Here is a 27,000-nt window from a genome sequence, read left to right on the forward strand (position 1 = left end):
GAGCCGTACGTCGAGGAGCGCCACCGTCACCGCTACGAGGTGAACAACGCCTACCGCGCGGAGCTGGAGAAGAAGGCCGGTCTGGTCTTCTCCGGTACCTCCCCGGACAACAAGCTCGTCGAGTACGTGGAGTACCCGCGCGAGGTCCACCCCTACCTCGTCGCCACCCAGGCTCACCCGGAGCTGCGTTCCCGCCCGACCCGGCCGCACCCGCTCTTCGCCGGACTGGTGAAGGCGGCCGTCGAACGCCTCACGGCGACCCCCGCCCCCGCCACCTCCGCCACGCCTGTCCCTCCCGTCGTCGCCCCCGCGGTCACCCCCGCCCACCACTGATGGAGCCCCGCATGAGCACCCCTCAGGGCCGCCGCCCCGTCGTCGCCATCGTCGACGCCTTCTCCACCGCCAGCCACCTCGCCCCCCTGTTCCACGACCGTGGCTACGACTGCCTGCACGTGCAGAGCCTGGAGCAGCCGCCCGCCGCCTTCGCCGCGTCCTTCCGCCCCGACGACTTCTTCGCCACCGTCGTCCACCGCGGCGACACGGCCGAGACGCTGGCCGCCCTCGCCCCGTACGAGCCGGTCGTCCTGCTCCCCGGTGCGGAGATAGGCGTCGAACTGGCCGACGTGCTCAGCGAGGCCCTGGGGCTGCGCTCCAACGGCACGGCGCTCAGCAGCGCCCGGCGGGACAAGTTCCGCATGGTGGAGACCGTCAAGGCCGCCGGGGTGCCGGCCGCCGACCAGATCCTGGCGACCGACCTGGACGCCCTGCTGGCCTGGTCCGGGCCCGAGGACCGCACCGTGGTGCTCAAGCCCGTCCGCAGCGCGCTCAACGACGGCGTGCACTTCTGCGGCACCGAGGCCGAGGTCCGGGCCGCCTTCGGGGCGCTCGTCGGCGCCGACAGCGCGCTCGGGCTGCGCAACGACGCCGTGGTCGCCCAGGAGTACCTGGTGGGGGCCGAGTACTACGTCAACACCGTCAGCCTCGACGGCCGGCACTACGTGTGCGACCTGTGGAAGACCCAGCACCTCGGCGTCAACGGGGTGCGCGACCTGCTCGGCGGGTCGGCCCTGATGGTGCGCCGGGGCCCGGAGCAGGACCTCCTCGCCGACTACGCCTTCTCGGTCCTCGACGCCCTCGGCATCCGCAACGGCCCGGCCCACACCGAGCTGAAGCTGACCCCCGACGGCCCCCGGCTGGTCGAGACCGGCGCCCGGGTGTGCGGGGCCATGCTGCCGCTGCTGACCCGGGCGGCGATCGGCGAGAGCCAGCTCGAGTGGACCGTACGCGCCTACACCGACCCGGACGCCTTCGAGGAGCTCCGCCACACCGACTACGAGGTCGCCCGGCACGCCGTCTGCGTCAACATGATCGCGCCCGAGGGGGGCAAGCTCGTCGACTACCCCAAGATGGACGGGCTCCGCGCGCTCCAGAGCTTCCACGACGTCCTGCTCAAGGTGCGGCCGGGCGAGGAGATCGCCCGGACCGTCAACGACCTCACCTACCCGATGCTGGTGCACCTGCTGCACGAGGTCGAAGGCGTGGTCACCCACGACTACATGACCGCCCGTTACCTGGACGGCGAGGGTTTCTACGATGTCGTCTAGCCGCCGCGCCGCGCTGGTCGCCGGCCCCCTGCTGGTCCTGGGCTACTGCGTCATCAACTCCACCAAGTCGGTGTTCGAGGGCGCGCTGGTGCAGAACCTGTCGCCCGAGTTCATCGCCTTCAACTCCTTCGTCGTCGCCCAGGCCTTCTACTTCCTCACCCTGCGGGACAAGAAGGCCCTGAAGGCCGTGGTCCGACGCTGCCTGCCCGACGTCGTGATGCTCAACGTCTCCACCGCGGTCTGCTGGATCGCCGTGCTGTACGCGTTCACCGTCTTCGAGCCGGCCATGGCCAACTCCATGATCATCGGGCTCGGTCCGACCATCACCATCCTGCTCGGCTTCAAGCTCCGGCCCGGTACGAAGGCGCTCCCGCTGGAGCTGGTCGCGGCCGGCGCCATGCTGGCCGCCATGGGGTACCTGCTGGCCATGGCCTCCAGCGGGGAGTCGGCCATCGGGGACGTACCGGCGGGCGAGCTGGTCTTCGGGGTCGTCGCGTGCGTCCTGACCTCCACCTCGCTGTCCGGCGTCACCTACTACACCAAGCGGCTCGGCGACGCGGGCATGACGGTGCGCCAGATGATGGCCTCCCGCTTCGTCGCCCTCATCGTCGCGACCCTCGTCCTCCTCACCGCGCGGGGCAGTTTCGAGCCGTACACCCCGGACAACGTCGGCGCGATCCTGGCGATCAGCGTGGTGGGCGTGATCATCTCGCTGTACCTGCTCCAGCAGGGCATCGTGCGCACCGAGCCGATCACCGTCTCGATGCTCTTCGGGACGAACCTGGTGATCACCTACGTGGCGCAGTTCTTCGACCCCCGGCTGCACCAGTCGCAGGGCACCTTCCTCGGGATCCTCGCGATATCCCTGGCCATGTGCCTGGGCACCTGGGCCCGCTGGCACGCGGGCAAGCGGGAGGCGGACGCCGGCGGGAAGGACGCCGGAAAGGACGCCGGGAAGGAACCGGCGCCGGACGCCGAGGTGAAGGCATGACCGTACTGGCGCACCTCAGCGACCTCCACCTGGACGGCACCGAGGAGAGCGCGGAGCGCACCCGCCGGGCCGTCGCCCACCTGACCGGGCTGCCGGGCCGGGTGGACGCGGTGCTGATCACCGGGGACATCACCGAGCACGGCACCGAGGCCGAGTACCGCCGGGTCCGGGAGGCCCTCGCCCCGCTGCACGAGCGCCACCGGGTGCTGATGTGCCCGGGCAACCACGACGACCGCGAGGCGTACCGGCGGGGGCTGCTCGGCGGCCGGGGGACGGCCCCGGTCAACGAGGTGGGGGACGCCGGCGGCGTCCGGGTGCTGATGTGCGACTCCTCGGTGCCCGGCCGGCCCGAGGGCCTGCTCGGCCCGGAGACGCTGGCCTGGCTGGACGGCACCCTCGCGGCCGCCCCGGAGCGGCCCGCCTTCGTCGCCCTCCACCACCCGCCCGTGGACCTCGGGCTGCCGTACATCGACCGCATCGGGCTGCGCGACCCCGAGGACCTGGAGCAGGTCCTCGCACGCCATCCGCAGGTGGCCGCCGTGCTGTGCGGCCACGCCCACACGGCGGCGGCGACCACCTTCGCCGGCCGCCCCCTGGTGTGCGCCCCGGGGATCGCCTCGACGGCACTGATGCCGTGGGAGCAGGGGCCGGACGACTCCTGGAAGACCCACGGCACCCCGCCGTCGCTGACCTTCCACCTGTACGAGGGGGGCCGGCTCACCAGCCACGTCCGCACGGTCTGAGTCCCCGGCGCCCCCGGACGCCCCGGCTCCCGGGCCTCGGCCCTGGGCCCCCCGGGCGGGTCCGGGCCGGGGCCGCTCGGGCCGGGGTCCGCCATCGTGGTGCACTCGCGCACGGACAGCGCAATACGGGCGGCCCCCCGCTTTCGGGTCCTCCGGCGGTGACGGACGCTGGCCGGAGTCCGGCACACCGAGGACCGGAAGGGACCCCTTGATGGTGGTCAGGCCGAGCACCCGTACCAGACGCGCCAGAGCGATGGTCCTCTCCGCCGGGGCCCTGCTGCTGGTGGCCCACGCGAGCGGCTGGCCCCTGGCCTCCCGGCCCCCGTACGCCGCCGCCGACGGCGTGGGGCGCTCGCCGCTCGTCCTGTCCGTCACCGTCAACAAGAAGGTCCCCCGCCAGGCGGAGCGCATCGGCATCCGGGCCGGGCACCCCGTGGTCAAGCGCTACCGGCTGACCAACCGCTCGGGTGCCGACCTGCACCGCGTCACGCTCACCGACCCGTCCGTACCGGGAGGGGCGCTGCGCTGCCCGCGCGGCCAGGGCTTCTGGATGCGCGGGATGAGCTCGGTCACGTGTACGGCACGCTTCGGCGCCGCACCGGGGCACCACGCCGCGACCGCGCGCGTCCGGGGCGAGATCCCTTCGCTCGGGCTGCGCCCCACCGCCACGGCGGCGGCCGGCTACCAGGGCGTGGCCGGCGCCCTCGCGCTGACCGTGGCGGTCCAGGGCCCCGTGGCCCCGCACGCGGTGGTCCGGTACACCATCGGCAACCCGGGCAACCGCACGATCCACGGTGCCCGGCTCGTCGACCCCGGCCTGGGGCGCCCCGCCGTCGACTGCGGCGGCCGCCCCGGCCCCCCGCAGGCCCTCGGGCCCGGCGCGGTCGCGGTGTGCGTCGCGCGCCTGAGCGGCCTACGGCCGGGGACGTACCGCAGCACGCCCGAGGTGCGGGGCAGCGACCGGTTGTTCACCCTGGGCCCGACGTGCACCCGGCTCGTCCCGCCACCGGTCCTGGTGGCGCGGGCGGCCACCTCGTTCGCGGTACGCCCGGCTCCGCCGCCCCCGCCGCCCCCGCGCGCGCTGCCCCCGCCGGGCGGTGCGGGTGGGGGCGCGGGTGGTGGCGGCGCGGGGGGTTCGAGCGGTGCGGGTGGCGCTGCTGCGGGTGGTGGGGCTGGTGGCGGCGCGGGTAGGGCCGGTCCCGGCGGCGCCGGTACTCCCGCCGGTGCGGCCGGTACTTCCGCCGGTGCGGCCGGCGCAGCACCCGGGGTGCTGGGGGCCCCTGGTGCCCCGGGCACCCCCGGCACCCCGCCTTTCGCCGGTACGGGTACCGCCCCCGGAGTCCCCGGAGTCCCCGGCGCCCCCGGAGTTCCCGGAGCGGCGGGCGCCCTCGCCGGCACCGGCGCCGCCCCGGGAGGAGCCGTCGGCGGCGCCGTACCGCCCGGCGCCCTGGCCCCTGGCGCGCTCCCGCCCGGCGCCCTGGCCCCGGGGCTCGTGCCCGGCCTCGTCCCCGGCGCGGGCACCGCACCTCAGGGGCTCGCCCCAGGCACCGCCACCGGACGTGCGGCCACCGCCGGCACGGGTGCCTCCGCGGGTACCGGCGCCGGCGCCGGCACGGGTGCCTCCGCGGGCACGGGCGCCACCGCTGGTACCGGCGCCACCGCCGGCACCGCGGCCACCGCCGGCCCGGGTGCCACCGCCGGCACGGGCGCCTCCGCCGGCACCGGTGCCTCCGCGGGCACCGGAGCGCTCCCGCCCGGCGCCCGGCGCGACCGATCACGCACGGCCGACCGGGACGGCCGGGGGCTGACCGCCCGGGCGCGGGGCTCCTACCGGCGGGACGACTCCGTCAGCCCGGCCGTGTTCCTGCTGCTGCTCTTCCTGCCCGCCGCCGCCCTTGTCGTCCTGGCGGGCCGCCGCCTGTGACCGCCGGCCACCCGGCCGCCACCAGCCCGTGACGAGACCCGTGACGAGAGAGGAGCGAGAGTCGCCATGGAGCATGTGGTCGGAACGCTGGCCCTCGGCCTGCTCGCCGCGCTGATCGCCGCCGCGGCGGTGGTGGCCTGGCGCCACTTCCACCCCGCCGAGGCGGACGAGGAGGAGGGCGGCGGGGAAGTCGCCGAGTACATGTCGATGATGATCGCCCTGCTGTACGCCCTGCTCCTGGGCCTCGCCCTGGTCTCCGTCTGGGAGCTGCGGGGTGACGCGGAGAGCCACACCTCCACCGAGGCGGGTGCCCTGCACCAGATGACGGTGCTGGCCGAGGGGCTGCCACCGGAGCAGAAGAAGCGGCTCGACGCGGTCGCGGAGCGCTACGCCGTCCATGTCGTCCAGGACGAATGGCCACGGATGCGGCTGGGGGGCCAACTGCCCGACGCCGGGTGGGGCCTGGTCGGGCAGATGCGGGCGGTCGCCGCCGCCCCGCCGCACGCCACCTCGTCCCAGGAGGTGACGGCCCTGGAGCTCCTCGGACAGCTCAGCACGCTCGACGACGCCCGCCGGGGCCGCGAGTCGGTGGCCCAGGAGACCCTGTCACCGGTGCTCTGGGCCGGAATCTTCGTCGGGGCGGTTCTCTCGGTCGGGATGCTGTTCTTCTTCGGCATCGGCCGGAGCCTGGGCCAGCTGATGATGGCGATGGGGATGGTGGTGCTCACCGTCTTCCTCGGGCTCCTGATCCACTACCTCTCCACGCCCTTCGGAGACGTGATGGGCGTCAGCGCGGACCCGTTCACGCGCTACTTCCCCGGGGCGGCCTGAGCCGTACGGGTGGTGTTCATCGGAAGATCTGCGCACCGGCGGCGTCGCTCCATGGGTTCCCGAGATGCGTACACATCATGAGAAAGGTATGTAGATCGCTCAACCCGAAAGCGAGGGGCCATGGCTGCCGTCAAGTACGCGCACACGGTCACGCACTTCTGGACCGCCTTCTTCTCTCTCCTGTCCGCGATCCTCACCGCTCTCGGCGTGAAGCGCACGCCGAAGGCGGCCGTTCCGGTGTACGCCGCCGCCGATCGGGCCACGGCCACCACCACGATCACCGCCGCCGGCGCCGCTTCCGGCGAGCGAACCACGGCGGGCACCGGCGCCGGGACCGCCACACCGGCGGCCGCCGTTCCCGCGCCACGCCACTTCGCCCCGGCCTGGGCGCCCGGCCGGGTCCGGTCCCTGCCGCCCACGATCAAGCAGCGCATCCGCGCCGAGGCGCACGGCACCTCGCCCTCCGTACGCCATGTGCCCGCCGCGCTCGTACCCGCCCAGCCCGCCCTGCCGACGGCCGTGACGCGGACGGACCCGGCCGGCGTCACCGTCTCCGGGACGTCCGACCGGGTCCACACGCACGGGACCGCCGACCCGGCCGTCCGGGTCGGCCGCGCCGACCTCGCGCTCGCCGCCTGAGCCGCTCCTGACCGAGCCGCTTCCGAGCGACCCGCTCAAAAAGAGCCGCTCCCCAGGAACCGCTCAAGAAGAGCCGCTCCCCAGGAACCGCTCAAGAAGAGCCGCTCAAGAAGAGCCGCTCTCCCAGAACCGTTCGAGAAGAGCCGCTCCCCAAGAACCGCTTGTGACGGGCCGCTTCCTAACGGCGCTCGTCGTCCGTGCCCGCGTCGGTGTCGGCTTCGGCCTCCGCCTGCTTGGCCTCCACCTCGGGGTCGAGCGAAGCCGGGCCCGTACCGTCGACGGAGGTCAGCGGAGTGCGCTCGGACACCTCGGTGGGAGCCGGGGGTTCGACCAGCCAGTCCGGGTTGGCCTGCTTGTCCCACCACTTCCAGGCGGCGAAGACGCCGCCGGCCACCAGGCCGAAGACCGCGAGCCCCTTGGCGAGGCGGCCGGCCCTGGCACGACGCTCGTGCTTGCGCACGAGCCTCTGAATGTCCTTGGCCGTCACCTGACCGCGCATCGCGGCCACGGCGGCGACGGAGCGGGCCATCGCCTGCTCCCTGACGGGCTGAGCGGCGGCCATCGCCTGCTCCACCCGAGGCTTGGTGTAGTCCGCCGCCTGACGTGCGGCCTGACGGGTCCGGACTGCGGCACGATGCGCGGCCTCGTCGACCCTCGGCGGCACATGCGGGGCGACACGCGAGTCGTACTGGGCACGCGCCTGCGTACGGGCCTGCTGCGCGGCCTTCGAGACCTTCGGCGCGACCTTGACGCGAGCCTCCTGCGCACACAGCTGCGCGTAGTGCGCGGCCGTGTCCTTTGCCGTTCCGGCGTACGGCGCCACCACTTCCGCGGCGTGCCGCACGCTTTCCTTCGCCGAGCTGGTCGCGGCGCGCACGCTGTCCTTGCGGGTCACGGGATCCTCCTCCTCGGTGGCGGGGTCGCTATTCGCCTTTCCGTCCTTTTTGAAATCATGCCTGCCGCCGTCCCCGTCGGCATGCGGTACGCGGGCATCCGGGGCAACGGGGCCGGAACGCGCCGTGTCCGGCGGCCCGGGGGCGCGGTTCGTCCCCTCGTGCGGTGTCCCGGCGACGACGGGCCCGGCTTTCCTCGTGGGCGGCCCTTCCGTGCGAGGATCGGTGAACGTCAGAGCAGACTTACGGAAGGCACATCGTGGCCGAGCAGCTTTACGCCACCCTGAAGACCAATCACGGCGACATCGAGATCCGGCTCTTCCCGGACCACGCGCCGAAGACGGTCAAGAACTTCGTCGAGCTCGCCAAGGGTGAGCGCGAGTGGACGAACCCGGAGACGGGGAAGAAGTCCACCGACCGCCTCTACGACGGCACGGTGTTCCACCGTGTCATCAGCGGCTTCATGATCCAGGGTGGCGACCCGCTGGGCAACGGCACCGGCGGCCCGGGCTACGAGTTCAACGACGAGTTCCACCCGGAGCTGTCCTTCAACAAGCCGTACCTGCTGGCGATGGCCAACGCGGGCCCGGGCACCAACGGTTCGCAGTTCTTCATCACGGTGGCCCCCACCACGTGGCTGACCGGCAAGCACACCATCTTCGGCGAGGTGGCCAACGAGGCCGGCAAGAAGGTCGTGGACGCCATCGCGGCCACCCAGACCAACCCGCGCACCGACCGCCCGGTCAACGAGGTGGTCATCGAGTCCGTCGTGGTCGAGTCCCGCAAGGCCTGATCACCGGCCCCGGAGGGGCCCGCGGGGACCGTGGGGCCTGAAGGGAACCTTTCCGCCTCGTCCATCCGTAAGGATGGGCGAGGCGTTGTCGTTCGAGGTGCACCGGCCGCCGGGCCGGCGAGGGGATCCCATGGAGCAGGCGCAGATGCCGGGCTGTTACCGCCATCCCGGTGTGGAGACGGGGGTCCGCTGCACGCGCTGCGAGCGGCCCATCTGTTCCGCCTGCATGGTGGACGCCTCGGTCGGGTTCCAGTGCCCGGAGTGCGTACGGGGAGGGTCTGGCACCGGGCATTCCCCGACCGCCAACCAGCCGCGCACGATCGCCGGCGGCCCGATCGCGGCCGGACACCCGCACCTGGTGACCAACGTCCTGATCGGCGTCAACCTGCTGGTCTTCCTCCTCGGCCGGCTGAACCCGGCGCTCATCGACGAGCTGGTGCTGATCGGGTTCGCGTTCGACCCGGACCTCGGCCGGCTGGTCGGCGTGGTGGACGGCGAGTGGTACCGGCTGGTCTCCTCGATGTTCCTGCACCAGGAGCCCTGGCACATCGCCGGCAACATGCTGCTGCTGTGGCTGCTGGGCGGCACCCTGGAGGCGGAGCTCGGCCGGGTCCGGTACCTGACGCTCTACCTGCTGTCCGGGCTGGCGGGCAGCGCCCTGACCTATCTGCTCGCGCCGGAGAACCAGGGCTCGCTGGGCGCCTCGGGCGCGATCTACGGGCTGCTCGGCGCCACCGTGGTGCTGGTGCGCCGGCTCAACCGGGACCTGCGGCCCGTCATGGCGCTGGTCGCCTTCAACCTGGTGATCACCTTCGTCCGGGAGGGGATCGCCTGGGAGGCGCACATCGGGGGACTGGTCGCCGGGCTGATCATCGCGTACGCCATGGTCAACGGTCCGCGCGAGCGGCGGGCCCTGCTCCAGGGGGCGGCCTGTGCGCTGGTCCTGGGACTGAGCCTGGTGACCGTGGTGCTGAGGACGGCCGCGCTCAGCTGAGCGCGGCTTGTCCCCATCGTTGTCCACAGCGTGTGTTCGATCTTGCGCATCGTGTGGGGAACGTCTGTACCCCGCCCCCCTGACCTGGTGTTTTCCGGTACGGGTGGGGGGTGTGCGCCGCGGAGGCGACCAGCCGCTCCAGTCACATCGGCGTCAACCCGATGCAAGTTATCCACAGATCGTCTGACCTTTTCCACCCGCTGTGCACAACGCTGTGGATAACTCAGGGCAGGGCTTGACGGCCCTGCCCGGCGGGCGGACCCGCTACCCGACCGTCACTTCCACTGGGTGGAGACGCCGAACCCGGCGGCGATGAACCCGAAGCCGACCACGATGTTCAGGTTCTTGAGCGACTCGACGGGCAGCGAGCCGTCGGTGACGTAGAAGACCACGATCCAGGCGAGTCCGATGGCGAACAGCGCCAGCATCACCGGAGCCACCCAGCTACGGCTGGTCAGCTTGATGCTGGTCGCCTGCTTCGCGGCCGGCGGCGGCGTGAAGTCGGCCTTCTTGCGGATACGTGACTTCGGCACGAGGGACTCTCCTGTCGATGCGCTGCGTGACCGCGCAGGGAACTGTGGCTTTGCTGGTCGCCGGGGTCGGGACGAGGGGGACCACTGCCTCGACCGGGCGTCCGTTAGCGTAGTGCTTCCGCGGCGCTGAAGGAGATAAGGGTACGTTGAGCAATTCCGCCGACTCTCCCCAAGAGCCGGCCGTGCGCAGGAACTGGCGACCGGTCCGGATGCTCACCGCCGCCGTCTTCGCCCTCGCCGGCCTGATCTTCGTGACGAGCTTCAACACCGCCAAGGGCACCAACATCCGTACGGACGCCTCGCTGCTGAAACTGTCCGACCTCATCCGCGAGCGCAGCCACAAGAACGCCCAGCTCGACGAGACGACCGCGACGGTACGGGACGAGGTCGACGCCCTCGCCCGCCGCGACGACGGCTCCACCGAGGCCGAGGACGCCAAGCTCGGCGCCCTGGAGAAGGCCGCGGGCACCACCAAGGTCGGTGGAGCGGGCCTCACCGTCACCCTCAACGACGCCCCGCCCGGCGCCCAGGCCGCTCCCGGTTACCCCGAGCCGCAGGCCAACGACCTGGTCATCCACCAGCAGGACCTCCAGGCCGTCGTCAACGCCCTGTGGAAGGGCGGCGCCAAGGGCATCCGCGTCATGGACCAGCGGCTGATCTCCACCAGCGCGGTGCGCTGCGTCGGCAACACCCTGATCCTCCAGGGCCGGGTCTACTCCCCGCCCTACCGGATCACGGCCGTCGGCGACCCCGGGAAGCTCCAGCGCGCCCTCGACGACTCCACCGCCATCCAGAACTACCTGCTCTACGTGAAGGCGTACGGGCTCGGCTGGAAGGTCGACGACCACGAGGCGGTGACCCTCCCCGGCTACTCGGGCACCGTGGACCTCCACTACGCGAAGCCCGTGGAGTAGCGCCGCCGGCTTTCCACAGCTGACCCACCCCGGCGGCATCGCCCCGTACTCTGGTGCGGTATCGAAGGGCATACGACGGAAGGACCGGCAGGCGTCATGTACGGCTGGATCTGGCGGCATCTGCCGGGCAACGCGTGGGTGCGGGCGCTGATTTCGCTCGTCCTGATCCTCGCGGTGGTCTTCGTGCTCTTCCAGTACGTGTTCCCCTGGGCGGAGCCGCTGCTTCCGTTCAACGATGTGACGGTGGACGGTCAGTGAGCGCACGCATTCTCGTCGTCGACAACTACGACAGCTTCGTCTTCAACCTGGTCCAGTACCTGTACCAGCTCGGTGCCGAGTGCGAGGTCCGGCGCAACGACGAGGTCGAGCTGGGCCACGCCCAGGACGGCTTCGACGGCGTCCTGCTCTCGCCCGGCCCGGGGACGCCCGAGGAAGCGGGCGTCTGCGTGGACATGGTCCGCCACTGCGCGGACACGGGCATTCCCGTCTTCGGCGTGTGCCTCGGCATGCAGTCCATGGCGGTGGCGTACGGCGGGGTCGTCGACCGCGCTCCGGAGCTGCTGCACGGCAAGACCTCGCCGGTCGTGCACGAGGGGCGGGGCGTCTTCACCGGGCTGCCGTCGCCGTTCACCGCGACCCGGTACCACTCGCTGGCCGCCGAGCCCGCGGAGCTGCCGGACGTCCTGGAGGTCACCGCGCGGACCGAGGACGGCATCATCATGGGGCTGCGGCACCGGGAGTTCGCCGTCGAGGGCGTGCAGTTCCACCCGGAGTCGGTGCTCACCGAGTACGGGCATCTGATGCTGGCCAACTGGCTGGAGCAGTGCGGCGACACCGGCGCGGTGGGCCGGTCGGCAGGGCTCGCTCCGGTGGTGGGCAAGGCCGTCGCGTGACCCCCGTGCGTCCGGAGCACGAGCACGGTTCGCCGTGGTTCCGGGCGACGAACCTTCCGGAATCACAGCTTCCGGATGCCCCCGTGCCCCCGGACCCCGCACCGGACCCGGATCCGTACGCCGGCACCTGGGCACCCGGCCCGGACCCCGTTCCCGGCCCGCCGGCCCGCCCCGTACCGGACGACGAGACGATGGCCCTCCGCACGGAGGAGGCGCGGCGAATAGTGGCCGAACCGCCGGCGACCCCGCGCGGAGCGGCGCCCGAGCGGCCCACCGGCGGCCGCGCCGAGCGCCGCAAGGCCGCCGCCAAGGGGCGTGGACGCCGCCGCAAGGGCTCCTCCCCGCCGCCCGCCGCCACCCCGCCCGCCGACCCCGGCAGGCCGCTCACGCGCGTGGAGGCCCGGCGCGCCGCCCGCGCCCGCAAGGACAGTGTGGGCGTCGTCGCCAGCCGGATCGTCGGCGAGCTGTTCATCACCTTCGGCGTCGTCATGCTGCTCTTCGTCACCTACCAGCTCTGGTGGACCAACGTCCGCGCCGGGTTCGAGGCCGACAAGGCGAAGCAGGGCATCGAGGACGCCTGGGCGGCGGGCCGCGAACCGGACGCCTTCGAGCCCGGCCAGGGCTTCGCGATCATGTACATCCCCAAGCTGGACGTCGTCGTGCCCATCGCGGAGGGCATCGACAAGAAGCGGGTCCTCGACCGGGGGATGGTCGGCCACTACGGCGAGGGGCAGCTCAAGACGGCCATGCCCTCCGCCAAGCGGGGCAACTTCGCGGTCGCCGGCCACCGCAACACCCACGGCGAGCCGTTCCGCTACATCAACCAGCTCACCCCGGGCGACCCGATCGTGGTGGAGACGCGGGACGCGTACTACACGTACGAGATGGTCAGCATCCTGCCGCAGACGCCCCCCTCGAACGTCTCGGTGATCCAGCCGGTCCCGGAGGGGTCCGGCTTCACCGGGCCGGGCCGGTACATCACGCTCACCACCTGCACACCCGAGTTCACCAGTACGTACCGGATGATCGTGTGGGGCAAGATGGTCGACGAACGCCCGCGCAGCAAGGGGAAACCGGACGCGCTCGTAGGCTAGGGCGGCCTGGCTTCGACCTCCAGACGGGACAGATGTAGTGGCACGTGCGCGCAACCGGATCGCCGGCGTCATCAGTGTCTTCGGCGAGCTGCTGATCACCGCCGGGGTGCTCATGGGCCTCTTCGTCGTCTACTCGCTGTGGTGGACCAACGTCCTGGCCGACCGCGAGGCCGACAAGCAGGGCAGCGAGGTGCGCGACCACTGGGCCTCCCAGGCCCCGGGCGCCCTCGACACCAGGGACGGCATCGGCTTCCTCCACGTCCCGGCGATGAAGAACGGCGAGGTGCTGGTCAAGCGGGGCACCGACCCCAAGACCCTCAACGACGGCGTGGCCGGCTACTACACCTCCCCCGTCACGTCCGCCCTCCCCTCGGCCAAGCAGGGCAACTTCTCGCTGGCCGCGCACCGGGACGGCCACGGCGCGAAGTTCCACAACATCCACAAGCTGAAGTCCGGGGACTCCATCGTCTTCGAGACCAAGGACACCTGGTACGTCTACAAGGTCTACAAGACCCTCCCCGAGACCTCGAAGTTCAACGTGGACGTCCTCCAGCCGGTGCCCAAGGAGTCGGGCCGGACCAAGCCGGGCCGCTACATCACGCTCACCACGTGCACGCCCGTGTACACCTCCACGTACCGCTACGTCGTATGGGGCGAGCTGGAGCGCACGGAGAAGGTCGACGGCGCCCGCACGCCCCCGGCGGAGCTGCGCTGACGGTCACGGCGGCCGCCGGCCGTCGGCCGGCGGCTGAAGCGGCAGCCGGACACGACGGAGCCGGACACGACGGAGCCGGACACGACGGAGCCGGACACGACGGAGCCCCGGCACCCTTCCCAGGGTGCCGGGGCTCCGTCGTACGCGGTCGGCCCGGGCTCGGCCCGGGCCCGGGCGTCAGCCCTGCTCGCGGAAGGTGATCCCGGACGGGCCGCCGAAGAAGCCGCCGTCGTTGTCACCGTCGTTGTCGCCGTTGTTCCCGTTCCCGCCGTTGCCGTTGCCGCCCTGGCAGCCCACGGTGGTCAGCGTGACGGTGGTGGCCGCCGGGTCCACCGGCGTACCCGGCTGCGGGTCGCTGTTGGCGACGATGGCGGCGTCGTCGGCCGGGCAGCCCTGGGCCACCTGGACGTTGGTGAAGCCGCTGGCCGCCAGCGTCTGCTTGACCTGCCCAAGCTGCTGGAGCCGGACCTCGGGGACCGGGACCTGCTGCGGCTGCTGCGGGCCCTTGGACACCTGGAGGGTGACCTCGCTGCCCTTGGGGGCCTTGGAGTTGCCGTCGGGGCTCTGCTTGACCACGGTGTTGGCGGGCTGGTCGCTGTCGACGTCCTCCCGCTTGACCGTGAAGCCGAGCGTCTCGAGCTGGGACTTCGCGTTGTCGAACGGCTGGCCGACGACCGGCGGGACGTCCTGCTCGGCCTGCTTGGACACCGTGATGGTGACCTTGGAACCCTTCTCGGCCTGGCTGCCGCCCGTCGGGCTCTGCTCGATGACCTCGCCGGGGTCCTTGTCGGACTCCTTGTAGTCGACCTTGACGTCGAAGCCCTTGTCCTCGAGCGCCTTCCTCGCGCTCTCCTCGGACTTCTCGGTGACGTCCGGCACCTCGATCTTGGCGGCGCCCTCGGAGACGACGACCGAGACGGTGTCGCCCTCGTTCAGCTTCCCGGTCTCGGGCGACTGGCTGCACACCGAGCCCTTCGGCTGGCCGCAGGCGTCCGTACCGGACCGGGCGATCTTCAGCCCGGCCGCCTCCACCGTGCGCTCGGCCTCCGCGAACGGCTTGCCCACCACCTTGGGCACGTCGATCGGGTCCGACCCGCCGGAGTCGCCGTCGAAGACGACCTTGCCGATCAGGATCGCGCCGACCAGCACCAGCAGTCCCGCCAGGATCAGCAGGATCGTCGAGACGTTCGACTTCCGCTGGCGTCGGCGGTCCGGGCGGTCGTCGTAGCCGAAGCCCCCGTCGTCCGGGTTCACCGGCGGCAGCATGGACGTCTGTCCGGCCGGGTCGGCCGGGCGCATCGCCGTGGTCGGCTGGTCGTCGGGGCCGAAGCCCCCGTACCCGGCCGCGCCCATCGCCGCCGTCGCGGCGACCGGCTGGCCGTCGAGGCACGCCTCGATGTCGGCGCGCATCTCGTCGGCCGACTGGTACCGGTAGTCCGGGTCCTTGACCAGCGCCTTCAGGACGATGGCGTCCATCTCCGGCGTGATCTCGGAGTCGAAGTTGCTGGGCGGCTGCGGCTCCTCGCGCACATGCTGGTACGCCACCGCGACCGGCGAGTCGCCCACGAACGGCGGGCGGACGGTCAGCAGCTCGTACAGCAGACAGCCGGTGGAGTACAGGTCGGAGCGGGCGTCGACCTGCTCGCCCTTGGCCTGCTCCGGGGAGAGGTACTGGGCGGTGCCGATCACGGCCGCCGTCTGGGTCATGGTCATCCCGGCGTCGCCCATGGCGCGGGCGATGCCGAAGTCCATCACCTTGACCTGGCCGGTGCGGGTCAGCATGACGTTCGCCGGCTTGATGTCACGGTGGACGATGCCGGCCCGGTGCGAGTACTCCAGGGCCTGGAGGATGCCGACCGTCATCTCCAGCGTGCGCTCGGGCAGCAGCTTGCGCCCCGAGTGCAGCAGCTCACGCAGGGTGGACCCGTCGACGTACTCCATCACGATGTACGGGATGGAGATGTTGTCGACGTAGTCCTCGCCGGTGTCGTAGACCGCGACGATCGCCGGGTGGTTGAGCGAGGCGGCCGACTGGGCCTCACGGCGGAACCGGGCCTGGAAGGACGGGTCACGGGCGAGGTCGGCCCGCAGCGTCTTCACGGCGACGGTGCGGCCGAGCCGGGTGTCGTGGGCGAGGTAGACCTCCGCCATGCCACCGCGGCCGAGCACCGAGCCCAGCTCGTACCGGCCGCCGAGGCGACGCGGCTCTTCCATAACTGTTCCAGCCCTCTCCGTCAGTCCCGACCGCACCCGTGTGTGGTCCGGCGGTGTGCTGTTCGCGCATACGCTACCGGCCACGGGAAGTCGATCGGACCGCGACCACTACCTGATACGGGACCGGTACACACCGGCACTCAGGGGCGACCGCGGTTCGCTCGTCACTTCTTGCTGTCGAGTACCGCCTTCATCACCTCGCGGGCGATGGGCCCGGCGAGGCCACCACCGGTGATGTCGTCACGGGTCGCGCTGGAGTCCTCGACCACGACCGCGACGGCGACGGGCGAGCCGTTGTCGGTCTTGGCGTACGAGATGAACCACGCGTAGGGGCGGGCCTTGTTCAGCTCGCCGTGCTGGGCGGTTCCGGTCTTGCCGCCGACCGTCACGCCGTCGATCTTCGCCTTGCCGCCGGTGCCGTTCGGGCTGTTGACGACGCTCTCCATCATCTCCTGGACGAGCTGAGCGGTCTTGGGCGACATCGGCTGGCTCATCTCCTCGGGCTCGTGCTTCTCCAGCACGTCGAGGTCCGGGGAGCGCAGCTCGTCCACCATGTACGGCTTCATCAGCTTGCCGTCGTTGGCGATCGCCGCGGCGACCATGGCCATCTGGAGCGGCGTGGCGTTGGTGTTGAACTGGCCGATCGAGGACAGCGCGTTCTGCGGGCGGTCCATGTTCCGGTCGTAGACCGACGTGGCGGCGCGGACCGGGGTGTCGATCTCCCCGTTGTTGAAGCCGAACTTCTCCGCCATCTTCACCATGTTGTCGCGGCCGACCTCATGGCCGAGCTTGGCGAAGACCGAGTTGCAGGAGACCTCCAGCGCGTACTTCAGCGTGGCGTTCTCGCAGCCCCGGGCGTGGTTGACCATCTCGCGGCTGGTGTCCGGGAGGATGTACGGCTCGGGCGTGTTGGTCGCCGCGTTGATGTCGGTGACCTTGCCGTACTCCAGCGCCGCGGCGGCCGTCAGCACCTTGAAGGTGGAGCCGGGCGGGTAGATCTCGCGCAGCGCGCGGTTCAGCTTCGGCTTGTCCTTGTCCTTCTCCAGCGCCTGCCAGGCCTTGGCGTCCTTGTCGTGGTACCCGGCGAAGGAGGAGGGGTCGTACGACGGCGTCGACGCCAGAGCCAGGATCTTGCCGGTCGACGGCTCGATCGCCGCGACGGCGCCCTTCTTGTCGCCGAGCCCCTCGAAGGCGGCCTTCTGGGCGGCGCCGCTGAGGGTGGTGACGACGTCGCCGCCCTTCTTCTTGTCCCCCGTGAACATCGACAGGGTGCGGTCGAAGAACAGCCGGTCGTCGTTGCCGGTGAGGATGCCGTCCTCCAGCTTCTCGAGCTGGTTGGCGTCGAACGCCTGCGAGGCGTACCCGGTGACGGGAGCCCACATGGGGCCGTCGGTGTAGGTGCGCTTGTACTTGTAGAACGGGTCCTTGGAGTCGATGGTGCCGGTGATCGGCTTGCCGTCGACGATGATGTTGCCGCGGACGTTGGCGTACCGCTCGATGGTGACCCGCTTGTTCGACCCGTGGGTGCTCAGCTCGCCGGCGCGGACGTACTGGATCCAGTTGTCCCGGATCAGCAGGGCGAGCACCAGCAGGCCGCAGAAGATCGCGATTCGGCGCAGGGGCTTGTTCACGGTCGGACCACCTGGGTCATCTCGGCGTCGGGGGACGGGGCGGGCGCCGGCGCGGGACGGCGGGCGGTGTCGCTGATCCGCAGCAGGATGGCGATCAGGGCCCAGTTGGCGATCACGGACGAACCACCGTACGCGAGGAACGGCATGGTCATACCGGTCAGCGGGATCAGGCCCATGACGCCGCCGGCGACGACGAAGACCTGGAGGGCGAAGGCACCGGACAGCCCGGTCGCCAGCAGCTTGCCGAACGGGTCGCGGGCGGCGAGCGCGGTGCGGAAGCCCCGCTCCACGATCAGGCCGTACATCAGCAGGAACGCCATGACACCGGCCAGCCCCAGCTCCTCGCCGACGGTGGCGAAGATGAAGTCGGAATTGGCGGCGAAGCCGACGAGGTCGGAGTTACCCTGGCCCAGGCCCGCGCCGAGGGTGCCGCCGGAGCCGAACGACATCAGCACCTGCGTCATCTGGTCACAGGCCTGGATCATGTTGGAGCCCTCGGGCGCCGTCTCCAGGCACCCGAACGGGTCGAGCCAGGCGGCCACACGGGACTTGACGTGGCTGGCGGTCGAACCGACGACCACCGCGCCGCCCACGGCCATCAGCAGACCCATGATGATCCAGCTCGTCCGCTCGGTCGCCACGTACAGCATGATCACGAACATGCCGAAGAACAGCAGCGACGTACCGAGGTCGTTCTCGAAGACCAGGATGAGCAGGCTGACGGCCCAGATGGTGAGGATCGGGCCGAGGTCCCGGCCGCGCGGCAGGTAGAGCCCCATGAAGCGGCGGCTGGCCAGCGCGAGCGCGTCCCGCTTCACCATCAGGTAGCCGGAGAAGAAGACCGCGATGACGATCTTCGCGAACTCACCGGGCTGGATGGAGAACGGACCGACCTTGATCCAGATCTTGGCGCCGAAGACGTCCGAGCCCAGACCGGGGACCAGCGGCAGCAGCAGCAGGACGACCGCCGCCACCATGGAGATGTACGTGTAGCGCTGGAGGACGCGGTGGTCCTTCAGGAAGATCAGCACCAGCAGGAACAGGCCGACACCGATCGCCGAGTACATCAGCTGCTTCGGCGCGTCCGGGCTGTAACTGCCGAACTGTGCCATCGACTTGGCGATCACCCGCGGCGACTGGTCCAGCCGCCAGATGAGGACCAGTCCCAGACCGTTGAGCAGTGTCGCCAGCGGCAGCAGGATCGGGTCGGCGTACTTCGCGAACCGCCGCACCAGCAGGTGCGCGATGCCCGCCAGCAGGCCAAGCCCGATGCCGTAGCCGAGCATGCCCGCCGGGACCTTGCCGTCCAGGGCGAGGCCCACGTTCAGGTACGCGAAGACCGGGATGGCGACCGCGAAGCCGAGCAGCGCCAGCTCGGTGTTGCGGCGGCTCGGCAGATCGATCGCGCCGATGGTGGTCGTGTTGGTGACAACGCTCATGGTGGTGAAAGGCCCCCCTACGGGTGCTTACTGCTTGCCGCAGTTCGAGGCCAGCTTCTGCTCCTCCTCCGAGAGGGTGGGGCCCGGAGTCGGAGTGGCTGCGGTGCTGGTGGACGGCTTGGGCGTGGGTTCGGTCGGGAGGCCGGTCGTGCCGCCGGCCTGGCCCTCGCCGGGAGGCGTGGCGGGCGCGCGGTCGGCCGCCGCCTGGCGCTGCTCCCGCTTCTTGCAGGCGGACGCCTGGGTGGCGAGCTCCTCGATCTTGTCCCGCGCCTTGCCGAGGCTGCCGCCGGCGATGGTCTCCTCGACCTGCTTGCGCTGGTAGTCGGGGAGGTACTTGAGTTCGATCTCGGGGTGGTCCTTCTCGACCTCCGAGAGCGAGACCCACGCCAGGTCCTGGCTGATGCCGCGGTACAGGGCGACGTGGTCGTCGTTCGTACCGACGTAGTACTGCGTCTGCGTCCAGCGGTAGCCGCCGTACATCCCGCCGCCGACCACGGCCAGGGCGAGCACGATGAAGAACGATCTCTTGAGCCATTTGCGGCCGCCGCGCGGCTTGGTGAAGTCCTCGTCGCGGTACGCGCCGAAGCCGCCCTCCGGCGGCATGCCGCCGTACCCGAGGTCGTCCCCGCTGCCGGGCGGGCCGAAGCCACCGCCGGGCGGCGGGGGCGCCTGTCGGCCCAGACCCGCGGCGCGGCCAGCCGGGGTCTCCATGGCGCCGCCGTCGTTGAGCTGCGTCTGGTTCTCGGCGACCGCGCCCACGATGACCGGCGTGTCGCTGAGCTGGCCGGCCAGGGTGTCCCCGCCGTCGACGTCCAGGACGTCGGCGACGATCACGGTGATGTTGTCCGGTCCGCCGCCGCGCAGCGCGAGCTGGATCAGGTCCTGGACGGTCTCCTGGGGGCCCTGGTAGCTGGCGAGGGTCTCCTCCATCGTCTGGTGGGAGACGACGCCGGACAGGCCGTCCGAGCAGATCAGGTACCGGTCGCCGGCGCGCACCTCGCGGATGGAGAGGTCCGGTTCGACGTGGTCGCCACTGCCCAGCGCGCGCATCAGGAGGGAGCGCTGCGGGTGGGTGGTGGCCTCCTCCTCGGTGATGCGGCCCTCGTCCACGAGGCGCTGCACCCACGTGTGGTCCTGGGTGATCTGCGTCAGGACGCCGTCACGGAGGAGGTACGCGCGGGAGTCGCCGACGTGGACCAGGCCGAGGCGCTGGCCCGTCCACAGCAGGGCGGTCAGGGTGGTCCCCATGCCCTCGAGCTGCGGGTCCTCCTCGACCATCAGCCGTAGCTGGTCGTTGGCGCGCTGCACCGCCGTACCGAGCGAGGTGAGGATGTCCGAGCCGGGTACGTCGTCGTCGAGCGTGACCAGCGTGGAGATCACCTCCGACGAGGCGACCTCACCGGCGGCCTGGCCGCCCATGCCGTCGGCGATCGCGAGCAGCCGGGGACCGGCGTAACCGGAGTCCTCGTTGCCCTCGCGGATCATGCCCTTGTGCGATCCGGCCGCGAAACGCAGTGACAGACTCATGCGCACCTGCCCTGTCGACTCCGACGCCTCCGGGTACAGCCGGTCTCGAGCCACACTGCCCACCCTCCGGTCGGGAGCCTGTGCCGGTCACCTGTGGGCACCGCTGCGGCTCGCTCGCTCCGCTCGCTCATTGTCGTACTACTTCCGCAGCTCGATGACGGTCTTGCCGATGCGGATCGGCGCGCCCAGCGGAATCGGTGTCGGGGTGGTGAGTCGGGTCCGGTCGAGATACGTGCCGTTGGTGGACCCGAGATCCTCGACGATCCACTGGCCGTCACGGTCCGGGTAGATCCTGGCATGCCTGCTGGACGCGTAGTCGTCGTCCAGGACGATCGTGGAGTCGTGCGCGCGTCCCAGGGTGATCGTCTGCCCCTGGAGGGCGACCGTGGTGCCCGTGAGGGTGCCCTCGGAGACGACCAGTTTGGTCGGGGCCCCGCGGCGCTGACGACCGGACTGCTGGCGCTGCTGCGGCGGTGCCGCCGCCTGCTGCCGGGCGGCCTGCTGCGGGCGCGCCGCCTCGCGGCGCGAGCCGCGCTGCGTGACGCGCGTCCCGAACAGGTCGCTGCGGATGACCTGGACGGCCACGATGACGAACAGCCACAGTACGGCGAGGAAACCCAACCGCATGACCGTGAGGGTCAGCTCTGACATTGCCCCCGCTTCACCCTTCGGCTTGCCGGTAAACGATGGTGGTACTGCCCACGACGATCCGCGAGCCGTCGCGGAGCGTAGCGCGGGTGGTGTGCTGCCCGTCCACCACGATGCCGTTGGTGGACCCGAGATCCTGGATCGTCGAGGGCGTTCCGGTCCGGATCTCGCAGTGGCGGCGCGATACGCCGGGGTCGTCGATCCGCACGTCGGCCTCGGTGCTGCGACCCAGCACCAGCGTCGGGCGGGAGATCTGGTGGCGGGTGCCGTTGATCTCGATCCAGCGGCGCACCTGGGCGCCGGGCACGTGGCCCGCGCCCGGCGGGCGGCCGGCGGCGGGCGGCCGGCCGGCACCCGGCGGCGGGGCCGCCGGCATGGGCGGGGCGGCCGCCGGGGGGTAGCCGTAGCCACCGGGCCGGCCGGCGGGCGGTGCGCCCGGGCCGGCGTGGCCGGCGGGACCGGCCGGGGCCTGCGACTGTGACGTACTCGACGCGAGGGTCCGGCTGCGCACCCGGTACAGACCCGTGTCCAGGTCGTCGGCCTTCTCCAGGTGGACCTTGATCGGGCCCATGAAGGTGTACCGCTGCTGCTTGGCGTAGTCGCGGACCAGGCCCGACAGCTCGTCGCCGAGCTGGCCCGAGTAGGGGCTGAGGCGCTCGTAGTCCGGCGCGCTCAGCTCCACGATGAAATCGTTGGGGACGACGGTCCGGTCGCGGTTCCAGATCGAGGCGTTGTTGTCGCACTCGCGCTGGAGGGCGCCCGCGATCTCGACCGGCTGGACCTCGGACTTGAAGACCTTGGCGAAGGTGCCGTTGACCAGACCTTCGAGACGCTGCTCGAAACGCTTCAGGACTCCCATGGGGCACCTCCTCCGTCGTTGCCGTCCTGGTACTGCTTACTGATCGTATCCACGCGTCGGGAAATCGGCTGGTTCCCCTTCTCTGCCCTGTGGACGAGTGTCACCTCTCACAGGGATCGTAGAGGCGCCCTCCGGACAGTGTCCCGCACCTGAGGCGCACCCAGGAGGAGTGGGTACGGCGCGAAGTCGTTCCCCGTTCCGCGTGTGGTGTCTCCGGGGCGTCCGCGGCGGGCCCGCGGGGTGGCCCGGGCGCGGCCGTGCTGCTGGTCGGAAGGGACTCCGGGGGCGTTCCGTGGTGTCTCCCGTGGTGGTCGAGGTGGCGGGGTGGTGCGGGCGTCGTGCGGGTCGCGCGGGGGATGTGCGTGGGGTGTGCACGTGTGGGGCGTGTGTTGCCGGGGCGGTGGCAGGGGCGGGGGCGTGCGGGGGGCGCCCGGTGACGGAGGCCGGTGTGCGCGTGGCTCGTGTGTTCCGGTTCGCACGCCGGTTCCCTCTCCCGTACCCCCTCGGCTTCCGTCCCTTCCCCTCTCTGTTCGCGGTCCGGGTGCTCGAAACAAACGGATGTGAATCCACCTCCCGCGTCGTGCTAATCTTCAGATGTCGCCAGGGGGACGCACCGGGGAAACGGTGGGAAACCAAGCGGCAACACCCAATGCGCGGGTGGCGGAATAGGCAGACGCGCTGGATTCAGGTTCCAGTGCCCGCAAGGGCGTGGGGGTTCAACTCCCCCCTCGCGCACCATGAGAAACCGATGAGACGGGTTCTCGCCAGGACGAAAGTCCGGGCGAGGGCCCGTCTCTCGTTGTGTTGCCGCCGCCCCCGGGGCGGTGCGGGGTGACGGAAGTCACGTGTCCCGTGGTGGCGGCCGGCGGCGGTGGCTGCCACCGGCGTCCGGTGGCGGTGGCGGTGGCGGTGTCGGTGCGTCAGGTCGTGCGGTTGTAGCGGAGCAGGTACGCGGCGAAGCGGTCGAGGTCCTCGGTGGGCCAGTCGGCGAGGCGCTCCTGGTACGCGGCGCGGCGGCTCGCCTGGGAGGACGACAGCACCCGGGTGCCGGCCTCCGTGGGGTGCAGCACCTGGACGCGGTGGTCGTCGGGGTCGGGCCGGCGTTCGACGAAGCCCAGCTTCTCCAGCGCGGCGACCTGCCGGCTGACGGTCGACTTGTCGAGCAGATAGTGGGCGGCGAGGTCGGTGGCCCGGCAGCCCTGCTGGTCGTCGATGTGTGCGAGCAGCGTGTAGGAGACGAGCGAGAGCTCCGGGTGGAGCCGCGCGGCCGTGGCCCGGGCGCGGCGGGCGAACGCCGTCAGCTCCCGCTGGATGGTGTCGACCGACTCGTCGCGTCCGGCTGGCATGTGGGGGGTCACCTCTCCTCGCGGCTTCAGTTGTATAGTACAACGGTAGAGAAGGTTGCAAAAGCCAACTGCTGGAGGTTTCCGTCATGTCGTCCTCGGTGTCTCCGGGGTCCTCGTTGTCCTCGGGGTCCTCGGTGTCCTCCTCCTCGCCATCGGCCCCGGCGCGGAGGGCGCACGCCGGTACCGGCACCGGTAAGGCGGCCGGCACCGGTACGGGTACCGCGGCCGCGCTGCGTCATGTGCTGGCGCACCTGCTGACGCCCCTGCTGATGTGCGTCGGCATGGGGCTCGCGTACCTCGGCGCCTTCCACGCCCCCCACCCCCATGATCTTCGGGTCGACGTGGTGGGGTCCGGACCCCGCGCCCAGGTGCTGGCGCAGACGCTCCAGGACGAGGCCGGCGGCGCCCTCGACGTTCGTACGGTCGCGGGGCGGGACGAGGCGGTCGGGGCCCTGGAGGCGCAGGAGGTCTTCGGGGCGTACGTGCCGGGAGCACGGCCCGAGCTGCTGGTCGCGTCGGCCGCCTCGGACACCAGCGCCACGGTCGTGCGGAAGGTCTTCACGGAGGTCGCGGCGGAGCAGGGCGCCCCGTTGGAGGTCACGGACGTGGTGCCCGTGTCGAAGGGGGACCCGACAGGGCAGGGCGTCTTCTTCCTGCTGGTGGCCCTGTCGATCGGCTCGTACGCCTCGGTGGCGGTGATCGGCGGGGCCGGGGCGGTGCTGCCGCTGCGGATCAGGGCGCTGCTCGCGGTCGGGACGTCGCTGGTCGTGAGCGTGATCGGGGCGGTGTTCGCCGGGCCGCTGTTCCACCTCGTGGACGAGGGGCTCGGCGGTGTCTGGGCGATGGCGTGGCTGTACTCGGCGGGGATCCTGCTGATCGGCGTGGGGCTGCACACGTTCCTGAAGCGGTGGACGACCCTGGGCGTGATGGTGCTGTTCGTGATGCTGAACTTCACCAGCTCGGGCGGGGTGTTCCGGCCCGAGCTCCAGCCCGGGTTCTTCGCGTCGCTGCACGCCTTCTGGAACGGCGCCGGGTTCGTCGAAGGGGTGCGGGCCCACGTCTACTTTGGTGGCCACGGGCTGGGGCGCGACGTGCTGGTGCTGGCCCTGTGGCTGCTCGCGGGCCTGGTGGTGCTGGGGGCTGCGGGGGCGGCGGAGTCTTCGCGGGTCCGTGGAGCCGGTGGGGCCGGGGAGGCTGCCGTAGCCGGTGACGCGGCCGGTGGGGCTTCCGGTGGGGCAGCGGATGGGGCGGCCGGTGGGGCTTCCGGTGGGGCTTCCGGGGCGGAGGAGGAGATGGAGGAGACCGTCGCGGTGTGATCGCGTGCCGCTCGGGAAGGAGCGGCGGCGGGCTCGGGCCGGGTCGGGGTGTCGTCCACAGGTGGTTGTCCACAGGCAGGGACGGCCGGCCGGTGACGGAGGTACGGTCTGGGGCAACTGGGCGATGGTGAACGGGGGCGGACCTCATGGGTGACATCGGGACGGCGGGGCCGGAGCGGAGCGGGACCGGTGGCGGCGGGCGCATACCGGTGGTGCCGGGGTTCGCCACGGCGGTCCGCGGCCGGGGCGAGGAGTCGCCCAAGAAGCGGGGCAAGGCCCTGCGGGAGCGGGTGCCCCGGTCGTCGCACGGCCACCTGGAGCCCGCCGCCGGGCGGCCCGACGCCGTGCGGGCGGTGGAGGAGTCGAACCGGGGACGCGTGGCGGGCCTGACGCCGATACGCGTGGGGCGGATGGCGGCCACGCCGTTCGCGTTCCTGCGCGGGTCCGCCGGGCTGATGGCCCATGACCTGGCGGGCACGCCGGTGACCGGCATCGGCGCCCAGATATGCGGTGACGCGCACGCGGCGAACTTCGGGCTGTACGGCGACGCGCGCGGCGGGCTCGTGATCGACCTGAACGACTTCGACGAGACCGTGACCGGCCCCTGGGAGTGGGACGTCAAGCGGCTGGCGACCTCGCTGGTGCTCGCCGGACGGGAGGCGGGCGCCGACGAGGACGTCTGCCGGGCGGCGGCGTTCGACGCGGTGGGCGCCTACCGGCGGACCATGCGGTTGCTCGCCGGACTGCCGGTGCTGGACGCCTGGAACGCGATCGCCGACGAGGAGCTGGTCTCGCACACCGACGCCCGGGACCTGCTGGGCACGCTGGAGCGGGTGTCGGAGAAGGCGCGGGGCAACACCAGCGCCCGGTTCGCCGCCAAGGCGACGGAGGAGTGCCCGGACGGCGGACGGCGGTTCGTGGACGCCCCTCCGGTGCTGCGCCGGGTGCCGGACGCCGAGGCGGCGGCGGTCGCCGCCTCGCTGGGCGCGTACACCGGCACGCTGCCGGAGGACCGGCTGCCGCTGCTGGCGCGGTACGCGATCCACGACGTGGCGTTCCGGGTGGTGGGGACCGGGAGCGTGGGGACGCGGTCCTACGTGGTGCTGCTGCTGGACCACCGGGGCGAGCCGCTGGTGCTCCAGGTGAAGGAGGCGCGCCCCTCCGCGCTGCTGCCCCACCTGCCGGCGGCGGGCTTCCCCGTGGCGGACGTGGAGCACGAGGGACGGCGCGTGGTGCTGGGGCAGAAGCGCATGCAGGTCGTCAGCGACAACCTGCTGGGCTGGACGACGGTCGAGGGCAGGCCGTACCAGGTACGCCAGTTCCGCAACCGCAAGGGCAGCGTGGACCCGGCGGCGCTCTCGGCCGACCAGGTGGACGACTACGGGCGGATGACCGGGGCGCTGCTGGCCCGGGCGCACGCCCACAGCGCCGACCCGCGACTGATCGCCGGGTACTGCGGCAAGAACGACGAGCTGGACGACGCGGTCGCGCGGTTCGCCGTGGCGTACGCGGACCGGACCGAGGCGGACCACACCGACCTGGTCGCGGCGGTGCGCGGCGGGCGCCTGGCCGCCGAGCTGGGGGTGTGACGCGTCGGGGCCCGGCGCCCGTACGCTGGTCGGGTGACGACCCCGAACGACGACGTGACCGGTGCCCCGACCGCCGACGAGGCCGACGCGGCCGAGCGCCCCGAGGCCCGGCTGGAACGGGCGGTGCGCGCGGCGGAACAGGCGCTGATCGAGTTCGAGATCGCGGTGGAGACGTTCCGGGTGGAAGTGGAGAACTTCTCCCGGCTGCACCACCAGAAGCTCGGCCCGATGTACGCCCGCCTGGACGAGCTGGACGCGCTCATCGCCGAGGCGAGGGCGGCCAGGTCCGGAGACCCCGAGGACGCGCGCAAGGCGCGGGAGGCGCGGGCCCTGGTGATGCCCATGCCGGGCGTCGACGAGCTCTTCAACGACTGGATGGGCTCCGACGGTCTGTCCCCCGAGGCCTCGTCGATGCTCACGGACCAGCCGGTGCAGCCGCCCCGGAGGGTCCGGCCGAGCGACGAGGCGCGCAAGCTCTACCGGGACCTGGCCCGCAAGGCGCATCCGGACCTGGCGCGCGAGGAGGGCGACCGCAAGCGCCGCGAGGAGTTCATCACCCGGGTCAACGCCGCCTACGCGCGCGGGGACGAGGCCCTGTTGCGGGAGCTGTCGGAGGAGTGGGCGGCGGGTCCGGTCCCGGCGGCGGACCGGCTCAGCGAGAGCGAGGAGCTGTACGCCCGGCTGGAGTGGCTGGCCCGGCGCAAGGAGCTGCTCACCGTGGTGGCGCGGGACCTCGAGGACAGCGCGATCGGCGCGATGCTGCGGATGGCGCCCGAGGACCCGGACCGGCTGCTGGAGGAGATCGCCGAGCAGCTGCTGGCGCAGGTCGCCGAGCGGGAGGCGGAGCTGGCGGGACTCGCGCCGTAGCGG

At 71.8% G+C, this 27,000-nt stretch carries 26 protein-coding genes and 1 tRNA gene; 18 read left to right on the forward strand and 9 right to left on the reverse strand.

Annotation, left to right across the window (positions count from 1 at the left end; genetic code table 11):
- The 7 genes from ACZ7LK_RS24185 to ACZ7LK_RS24215 all read left to right on the forward strand — a co-directional run.
- On the forward strand, positions 1 to 333 hold a 333-nt coding region (locus tag ACZ7LK_RS24185; RefSeq protein ID WP_471143267.1), incomplete at its 5' end, for a glutamine amidotransferase-related protein.
- Positions 334 to 344: 11 nt separating this feature from the next.
- Entirely contained in the window at positions 345 to 1,604 is a 1,260-nt protein-coding gene (locus ACZ7LK_RS24190; protein ID WP_471143268.1) for an ATP-grasp domain-containing protein, read from the forward strand.
- On the forward strand, positions 1,594 to 2,595 hold the full coding sequence (locus ACZ7LK_RS24195; RefSeq protein ID WP_392275683.1) for an EamA/RhaT family transporter: 1,002 nt from the start codon (positions 1,594 to 1,596) through the stop codon (positions 2,593 to 2,595). Before ACZ7LK_RS24190 ends, ACZ7LK_RS24195 begins: the two co-directional genes overlap by 11 nt.
- On the forward strand, positions 2,592 to 3,338 hold the full coding sequence (locus ACZ7LK_RS24200) for a phosphodiesterase (RefSeq protein WP_469463552.1): 747 nt from the start codon (positions 2,592 to 2,594) through the stop codon (positions 3,336 to 3,338). Before ACZ7LK_RS24195 ends, ACZ7LK_RS24200 begins: the two co-directional genes overlap by 4 nt.
- 211 nt (positions 3,339 to 3,549) lie before the next feature.
- Positions 3,550 to 5,262: a hypothetical protein gene (locus tag ACZ7LK_RS24205; RefSeq protein ID WP_471143271.1), complete on the forward strand. Its 1,713-nt coding sequence runs from the start codon at positions 3,550 to 3,552 to the stop codon at positions 5,260 to 5,262.
- A 66-nt stretch (positions 5,263 to 5,328) separates the two neighbouring features.
- Complete coding sequence (locus ACZ7LK_RS24210) at positions 5,329 to 6,093, forward strand: bestrophin-like domain (protein WP_392275680.1); 765 nt, start codon at positions 5,329 to 5,331, stop codon at positions 6,091 to 6,093.
- Positions 6,094 to 6,213: 120 nt separating this feature from the next.
- Positions 6,214 to 6,732: a DUF6344 domain-containing protein gene (locus tag ACZ7LK_RS24215; protein ID WP_469463554.1), complete on the forward strand. Its 519-nt coding sequence runs from the start codon at positions 6,214 to 6,216 to the stop codon at positions 6,730 to 6,732.
- 178 nt (positions 6,733 to 6,910) lie between these two features.
- Here the strand turns inward: ACZ7LK_RS24215 and ACZ7LK_RS24220 are convergent, their stop codons facing one another.
- Positions 6,911 to 7,627, reverse strand: coding sequence for a DUF5324 family protein (locus ACZ7LK_RS24220; protein ID WP_392275678.1), 717 nt, complete (start codon positions 7,625 to 7,627; stop codon positions 6,911 to 6,913).
- Positions 7,628 to 7,884: 257 nt separating this feature from the next.
- On the opposite strand from ACZ7LK_RS24220, the gene ACZ7LK_RS24225 reads away from it, so the two are divergent.
- Together ACZ7LK_RS24225 and ACZ7LK_RS24230 are read left to right on the forward strand one after the other, a co-directional pair.
- Entirely contained in the window at positions 7,885 to 8,418 is a 534-nt protein-coding gene (locus ACZ7LK_RS24225; protein ID WP_392275677.1) for a peptidylprolyl isomerase, read from the forward strand.
- A gap of 130 nt (positions 8,419 to 8,548) precedes the next feature.
- Positions 8,549 to 9,412 carry a rhomboid family intramembrane serine protease gene (locus ACZ7LK_RS24230; protein WP_469463555.1) on the forward strand — a complete coding sequence of 288 codons (864 nt, stop codon included), beginning with the start codon at positions 8,549 to 8,551 and terminating at the stop codon, positions 9,410 to 9,412.
- Positions 9,413 to 9,687: 275 nt separating this feature from the next.
- Here the strand turns inward: ACZ7LK_RS24230 and crgA are convergent, their stop codons facing one another.
- Entirely contained in the window at positions 9,688 to 9,945 is a 258-nt protein-coding gene (gene crgA / locus ACZ7LK_RS24235) for a cell division protein CrgA (RefSeq protein WP_392275675.1), read from the reverse strand.
- A 146-nt stretch (positions 9,946 to 10,091) separates the two neighbouring features.
- Between crgA and ACZ7LK_RS24240 the strand changes: the two genes are divergently transcribed.
- From ACZ7LK_RS24240 to ACZ7LK_RS24260, 5 genes are all read left to right on the forward strand, one after another.
- Complete coding sequence (locus ACZ7LK_RS24240) at positions 10,092 to 10,859, forward strand: DUF881 domain-containing protein (RefSeq protein ID WP_392275674.1); 768 nt, start codon at positions 10,092 to 10,094, stop codon at positions 10,857 to 10,859.
- Between the two features lie 96 nt (positions 10,860 to 10,955).
- Positions 10,956 to 11,117, forward strand: coding sequence for a hypothetical protein (locus ACZ7LK_RS24245; RefSeq protein WP_392275673.1), 162 nt, complete (start codon positions 10,956 to 10,958; stop codon positions 11,115 to 11,117).
- Positions 11,114 to 11,752 (forward strand): aminodeoxychorismate/anthranilate synthase component II, encoded by a 639-nt coding sequence (locus tag ACZ7LK_RS24250; protein ID WP_392275672.1) that lies wholly within the window; start codon positions 11,114 to 11,116, stop codon positions 11,750 to 11,752. Before ACZ7LK_RS24245 ends, ACZ7LK_RS24250 begins: the two co-directional genes overlap by 4 nt.
- Complete coding sequence (locus ACZ7LK_RS24255; protein WP_469463556.1) at positions 11,749 to 12,846, forward strand: class E sortase; 1,098 nt, start codon at positions 11,749 to 11,751, stop codon at positions 12,844 to 12,846. Before ACZ7LK_RS24250 ends, ACZ7LK_RS24255 begins: the two co-directional genes overlap by 4 nt.
- Positions 12,847 to 12,883: 37 nt before the next feature.
- Positions 12,884 to 13,561, forward strand: coding sequence for a class E sortase (locus ACZ7LK_RS24260; protein ID WP_392275670.1), 678 nt, complete (start codon positions 12,884 to 12,886; stop codon positions 13,559 to 13,561).
- Between the two features lie 177 nt (positions 13,562 to 13,738).
- On the opposite strand, the gene pknB is transcribed toward ACZ7LK_RS24260, so the two are convergent.
- The 6 genes from pknB to ACZ7LK_RS24290 all read right to left on the reverse strand — a co-directional run bounded on the left by pknB (position 13,739) and on the right by ACZ7LK_RS24290 (position 21,879).
- Positions 13,739 to 15,775, reverse strand: coding sequence for a Stk1 family PASTA domain-containing Ser/Thr kinase (pknB, locus tag ACZ7LK_RS24265; RefSeq protein WP_469463557.1), 2,037 nt, complete (start codon positions 15,773 to 15,775; stop codon positions 13,739 to 13,741).
- 164 nt (positions 15,776 to 15,939) lie between these two features.
- Positions 15,940 to 17,406, reverse strand: a complete 1,467-nt coding sequence (locus ACZ7LK_RS24270) for a peptidoglycan D,D-transpeptidase FtsI family protein (RefSeq protein WP_392275668.1) — start codon at positions 17,404 to 17,406, stop codon at positions 15,940 to 15,942.
- A complete protein-coding gene (locus ACZ7LK_RS24275; RefSeq protein WP_392275667.1) occupies positions 17,403 to 18,845 on the reverse strand; it encodes an FtsW/RodA/SpoVE family cell cycle protein in 1,443 nt (480 codons plus the stop codon). The genes ACZ7LK_RS24270 and ACZ7LK_RS24275 overlap by 4 nt, the downstream gene beginning before the upstream one ends.
- Before the next feature lie 27 nt (positions 18,846 to 18,872).
- The gene (locus tag ACZ7LK_RS24280; protein WP_392275666.1) at positions 18,873 to 20,372 is read right to left on the reverse strand and encodes a Stp1/IreP family PP2C-type Ser/Thr phosphatase; all 1,500 of its coding nucleotides are present in this window, start codon (positions 20,370 to 20,372) and stop codon (positions 18,873 to 18,875) included.
- 138 nt (positions 20,373 to 20,510) lie between these two features.
- Positions 20,511 to 21,023, reverse strand: a complete 513-nt coding sequence (locus ACZ7LK_RS24285) for an FHA domain-containing protein FhaB/FipA (protein WP_392275665.1) — start codon at positions 21,021 to 21,023, stop codon at positions 20,511 to 20,513.
- Between the two features lie 10 nt (positions 21,024 to 21,033).
- Entirely contained in the window at positions 21,034 to 21,879 is an 846-nt protein-coding gene (locus ACZ7LK_RS24290) for an FhaA domain-containing protein (RefSeq protein WP_392275664.1), read from the reverse strand.
- 651 nt (positions 21,880 to 22,530) lie between these two features.
- Between ACZ7LK_RS24290 and ACZ7LK_RS24295 the strand changes: the two genes are divergently transcribed.
- Positions 22,531 to 22,617 (forward strand) — tRNA-Leu (locus ACZ7LK_RS24295).
- A 182-nt stretch (positions 22,618 to 22,799) separates the two neighbouring features.
- On the opposite strand, the gene ACZ7LK_RS24300 is transcribed toward ACZ7LK_RS24295, so the two are convergent.
- On the reverse strand, positions 22,800 to 23,225 hold the full coding sequence (locus tag ACZ7LK_RS24300) for a MarR family winged helix-turn-helix transcriptional regulator (protein ID WP_392275663.1): 426 nt from the start codon (positions 23,223 to 23,225) through the stop codon (positions 22,800 to 22,802).
- A 269-nt stretch (positions 23,226 to 23,494) separates the two neighbouring features.
- On the opposite strand from ACZ7LK_RS24300, the gene ACZ7LK_RS24305 reads away from it, so the two are divergent.
- The 3 genes from ACZ7LK_RS24305 to ACZ7LK_RS24315 all read left to right on the forward strand — a co-directional run bounded on the left by ACZ7LK_RS24305 (position 23,495) and on the right by ACZ7LK_RS24315 (position 26,997).
- The gene (locus ACZ7LK_RS24305; RefSeq protein WP_471143669.1) at positions 23,495 to 24,541 is read left to right on the forward strand and encodes a hypothetical protein; all 1,047 of its coding nucleotides are present in this window, start codon (positions 23,495 to 23,497) and stop codon (positions 24,539 to 24,541) included.
- A 146-nt stretch (positions 24,542 to 24,687) separates the two neighbouring features.
- A complete protein-coding gene (locus ACZ7LK_RS24310; protein ID WP_392275662.1) occupies positions 24,688 to 26,130 on the forward strand; it encodes a DUF2252 domain-containing protein in 1,443 nt (480 codons plus the stop codon).
- A 54-nt stretch (positions 26,131 to 26,184) separates the two neighbouring features.
- The gene (locus ACZ7LK_RS24315; RefSeq protein WP_392275710.1) at positions 26,185 to 26,997 is read left to right on the forward strand and encodes a hypothetical protein; all 813 of its coding nucleotides are present in this window, start codon (positions 26,185 to 26,187) and stop codon (positions 26,995 to 26,997) included.
- The last annotated feature ends 3 nt before the right edge of the window (positions 26,998 to 27,000 follow it).

This window comes from Streptomyces sp. NPDC039423, assembly GCF_055598725.1.

Excerpts from the sequence above, each read along its gene's own strand:
- ACZ7LK_RS24200 (WP_469463552.1), top strand. The coding sequence starts at position 2,592 with ATGACCGTACTGGCGCACCTCAGCGACCTCCACCTGGACGGCACCGAG.
- ACZ7LK_RS24195 (WP_392275683.1), top strand. The coding sequence starts at position 1,594 with ATGTCGTCTAGCCGCCGCGCCGCGCTGGTCGCCGGCCCCCTGCTGGTC.
- ACZ7LK_RS24205 (WP_471143271.1), top strand. The coding sequence starts at position 3,550 with ATGGTGGTCAGGCCGAGCACCCGTACCAGACGCGCCAGAGCGATGGTC.
- ACZ7LK_RS24230 (WP_469463555.1), top strand. The coding sequence starts at position 8,549 with ATGGAGCAGGCGCAGATGCCGGGCTGTTACCGCCATCCCGGTGTGGAG.
- ACZ7LK_RS24275 (WP_392275667.1), bottom strand. The coding sequence starts at position 18,845 with ATGAGCGTTGTCACCAACACGACCACCATCGGCGCGATCGATCTGCCG.
- ACZ7LK_RS24300 (WP_392275663.1), bottom strand. The coding sequence starts at position 23,225 with ATGCCAGCCGGACGCGACGAGTCGGTCGACACCATCCAGCGGGAGCTG.
- ACZ7LK_RS24280 (WP_392275666.1), bottom strand. The coding sequence starts at position 20,372 with ATGAGTCTGTCACTGCGTTTCGCGGCCGGATCGCACAAGGGCATGATC.
- ACZ7LK_RS24210 (WP_392275680.1), top strand. The coding sequence starts at position 5,329 with ATGGAGCATGTGGTCGGAACGCTGGCCCTCGGCCTGCTCGCCGCGCTG.
- ACZ7LK_RS24190 (WP_471143268.1), top strand. The coding sequence starts at position 345 with ATGAGCACCCCTCAGGGCCGCCGCCCCGTCGTCGCCATCGTCGACGCC.
- ACZ7LK_RS24215 (WP_469463554.1), top strand. The coding sequence starts at position 6,214 with ATGGCTGCCGTCAAGTACGCGCACACGGTCACGCACTTCTGGACCGCC.
- ACZ7LK_RS24305 (WP_471143669.1), top strand. The coding sequence starts at position 23,495 with ATGTGCGTCGGCATGGGGCTCGCGTACCTCGGCGCCTTCCACGCCCCC.
- ACZ7LK_RS24310 (WP_392275662.1), top strand. The coding sequence starts at position 24,688 with ATGGGTGACATCGGGACGGCGGGGCCGGAGCGGAGCGGGACCGGTGGC.
- ACZ7LK_RS24290 (WP_392275664.1), bottom strand. The coding sequence starts at position 21,879 with ATGGGAGTCCTGAAGCGTTTCGAGCAGCGTCTCGAAGGTCTGGTCAAC.
- pknB (WP_469463557.1), bottom strand. The coding sequence starts at position 15,775 with ATGGAAGAGCCGCGTCGCCTCGGCGGCCGGTACGAGCTGGGCTCGGTG.
- ACZ7LK_RS24285 (WP_392275665.1), bottom strand. The coding sequence starts at position 21,023 with ATGTCAGAGCTGACCCTCACGGTCATGCGGTTGGGTTTCCTCGCCGTA.
- ACZ7LK_RS24245 (WP_392275673.1), top strand. The coding sequence starts at position 10,956 with ATGTACGGCTGGATCTGGCGGCATCTGCCGGGCAACGCGTGGGTGCGG.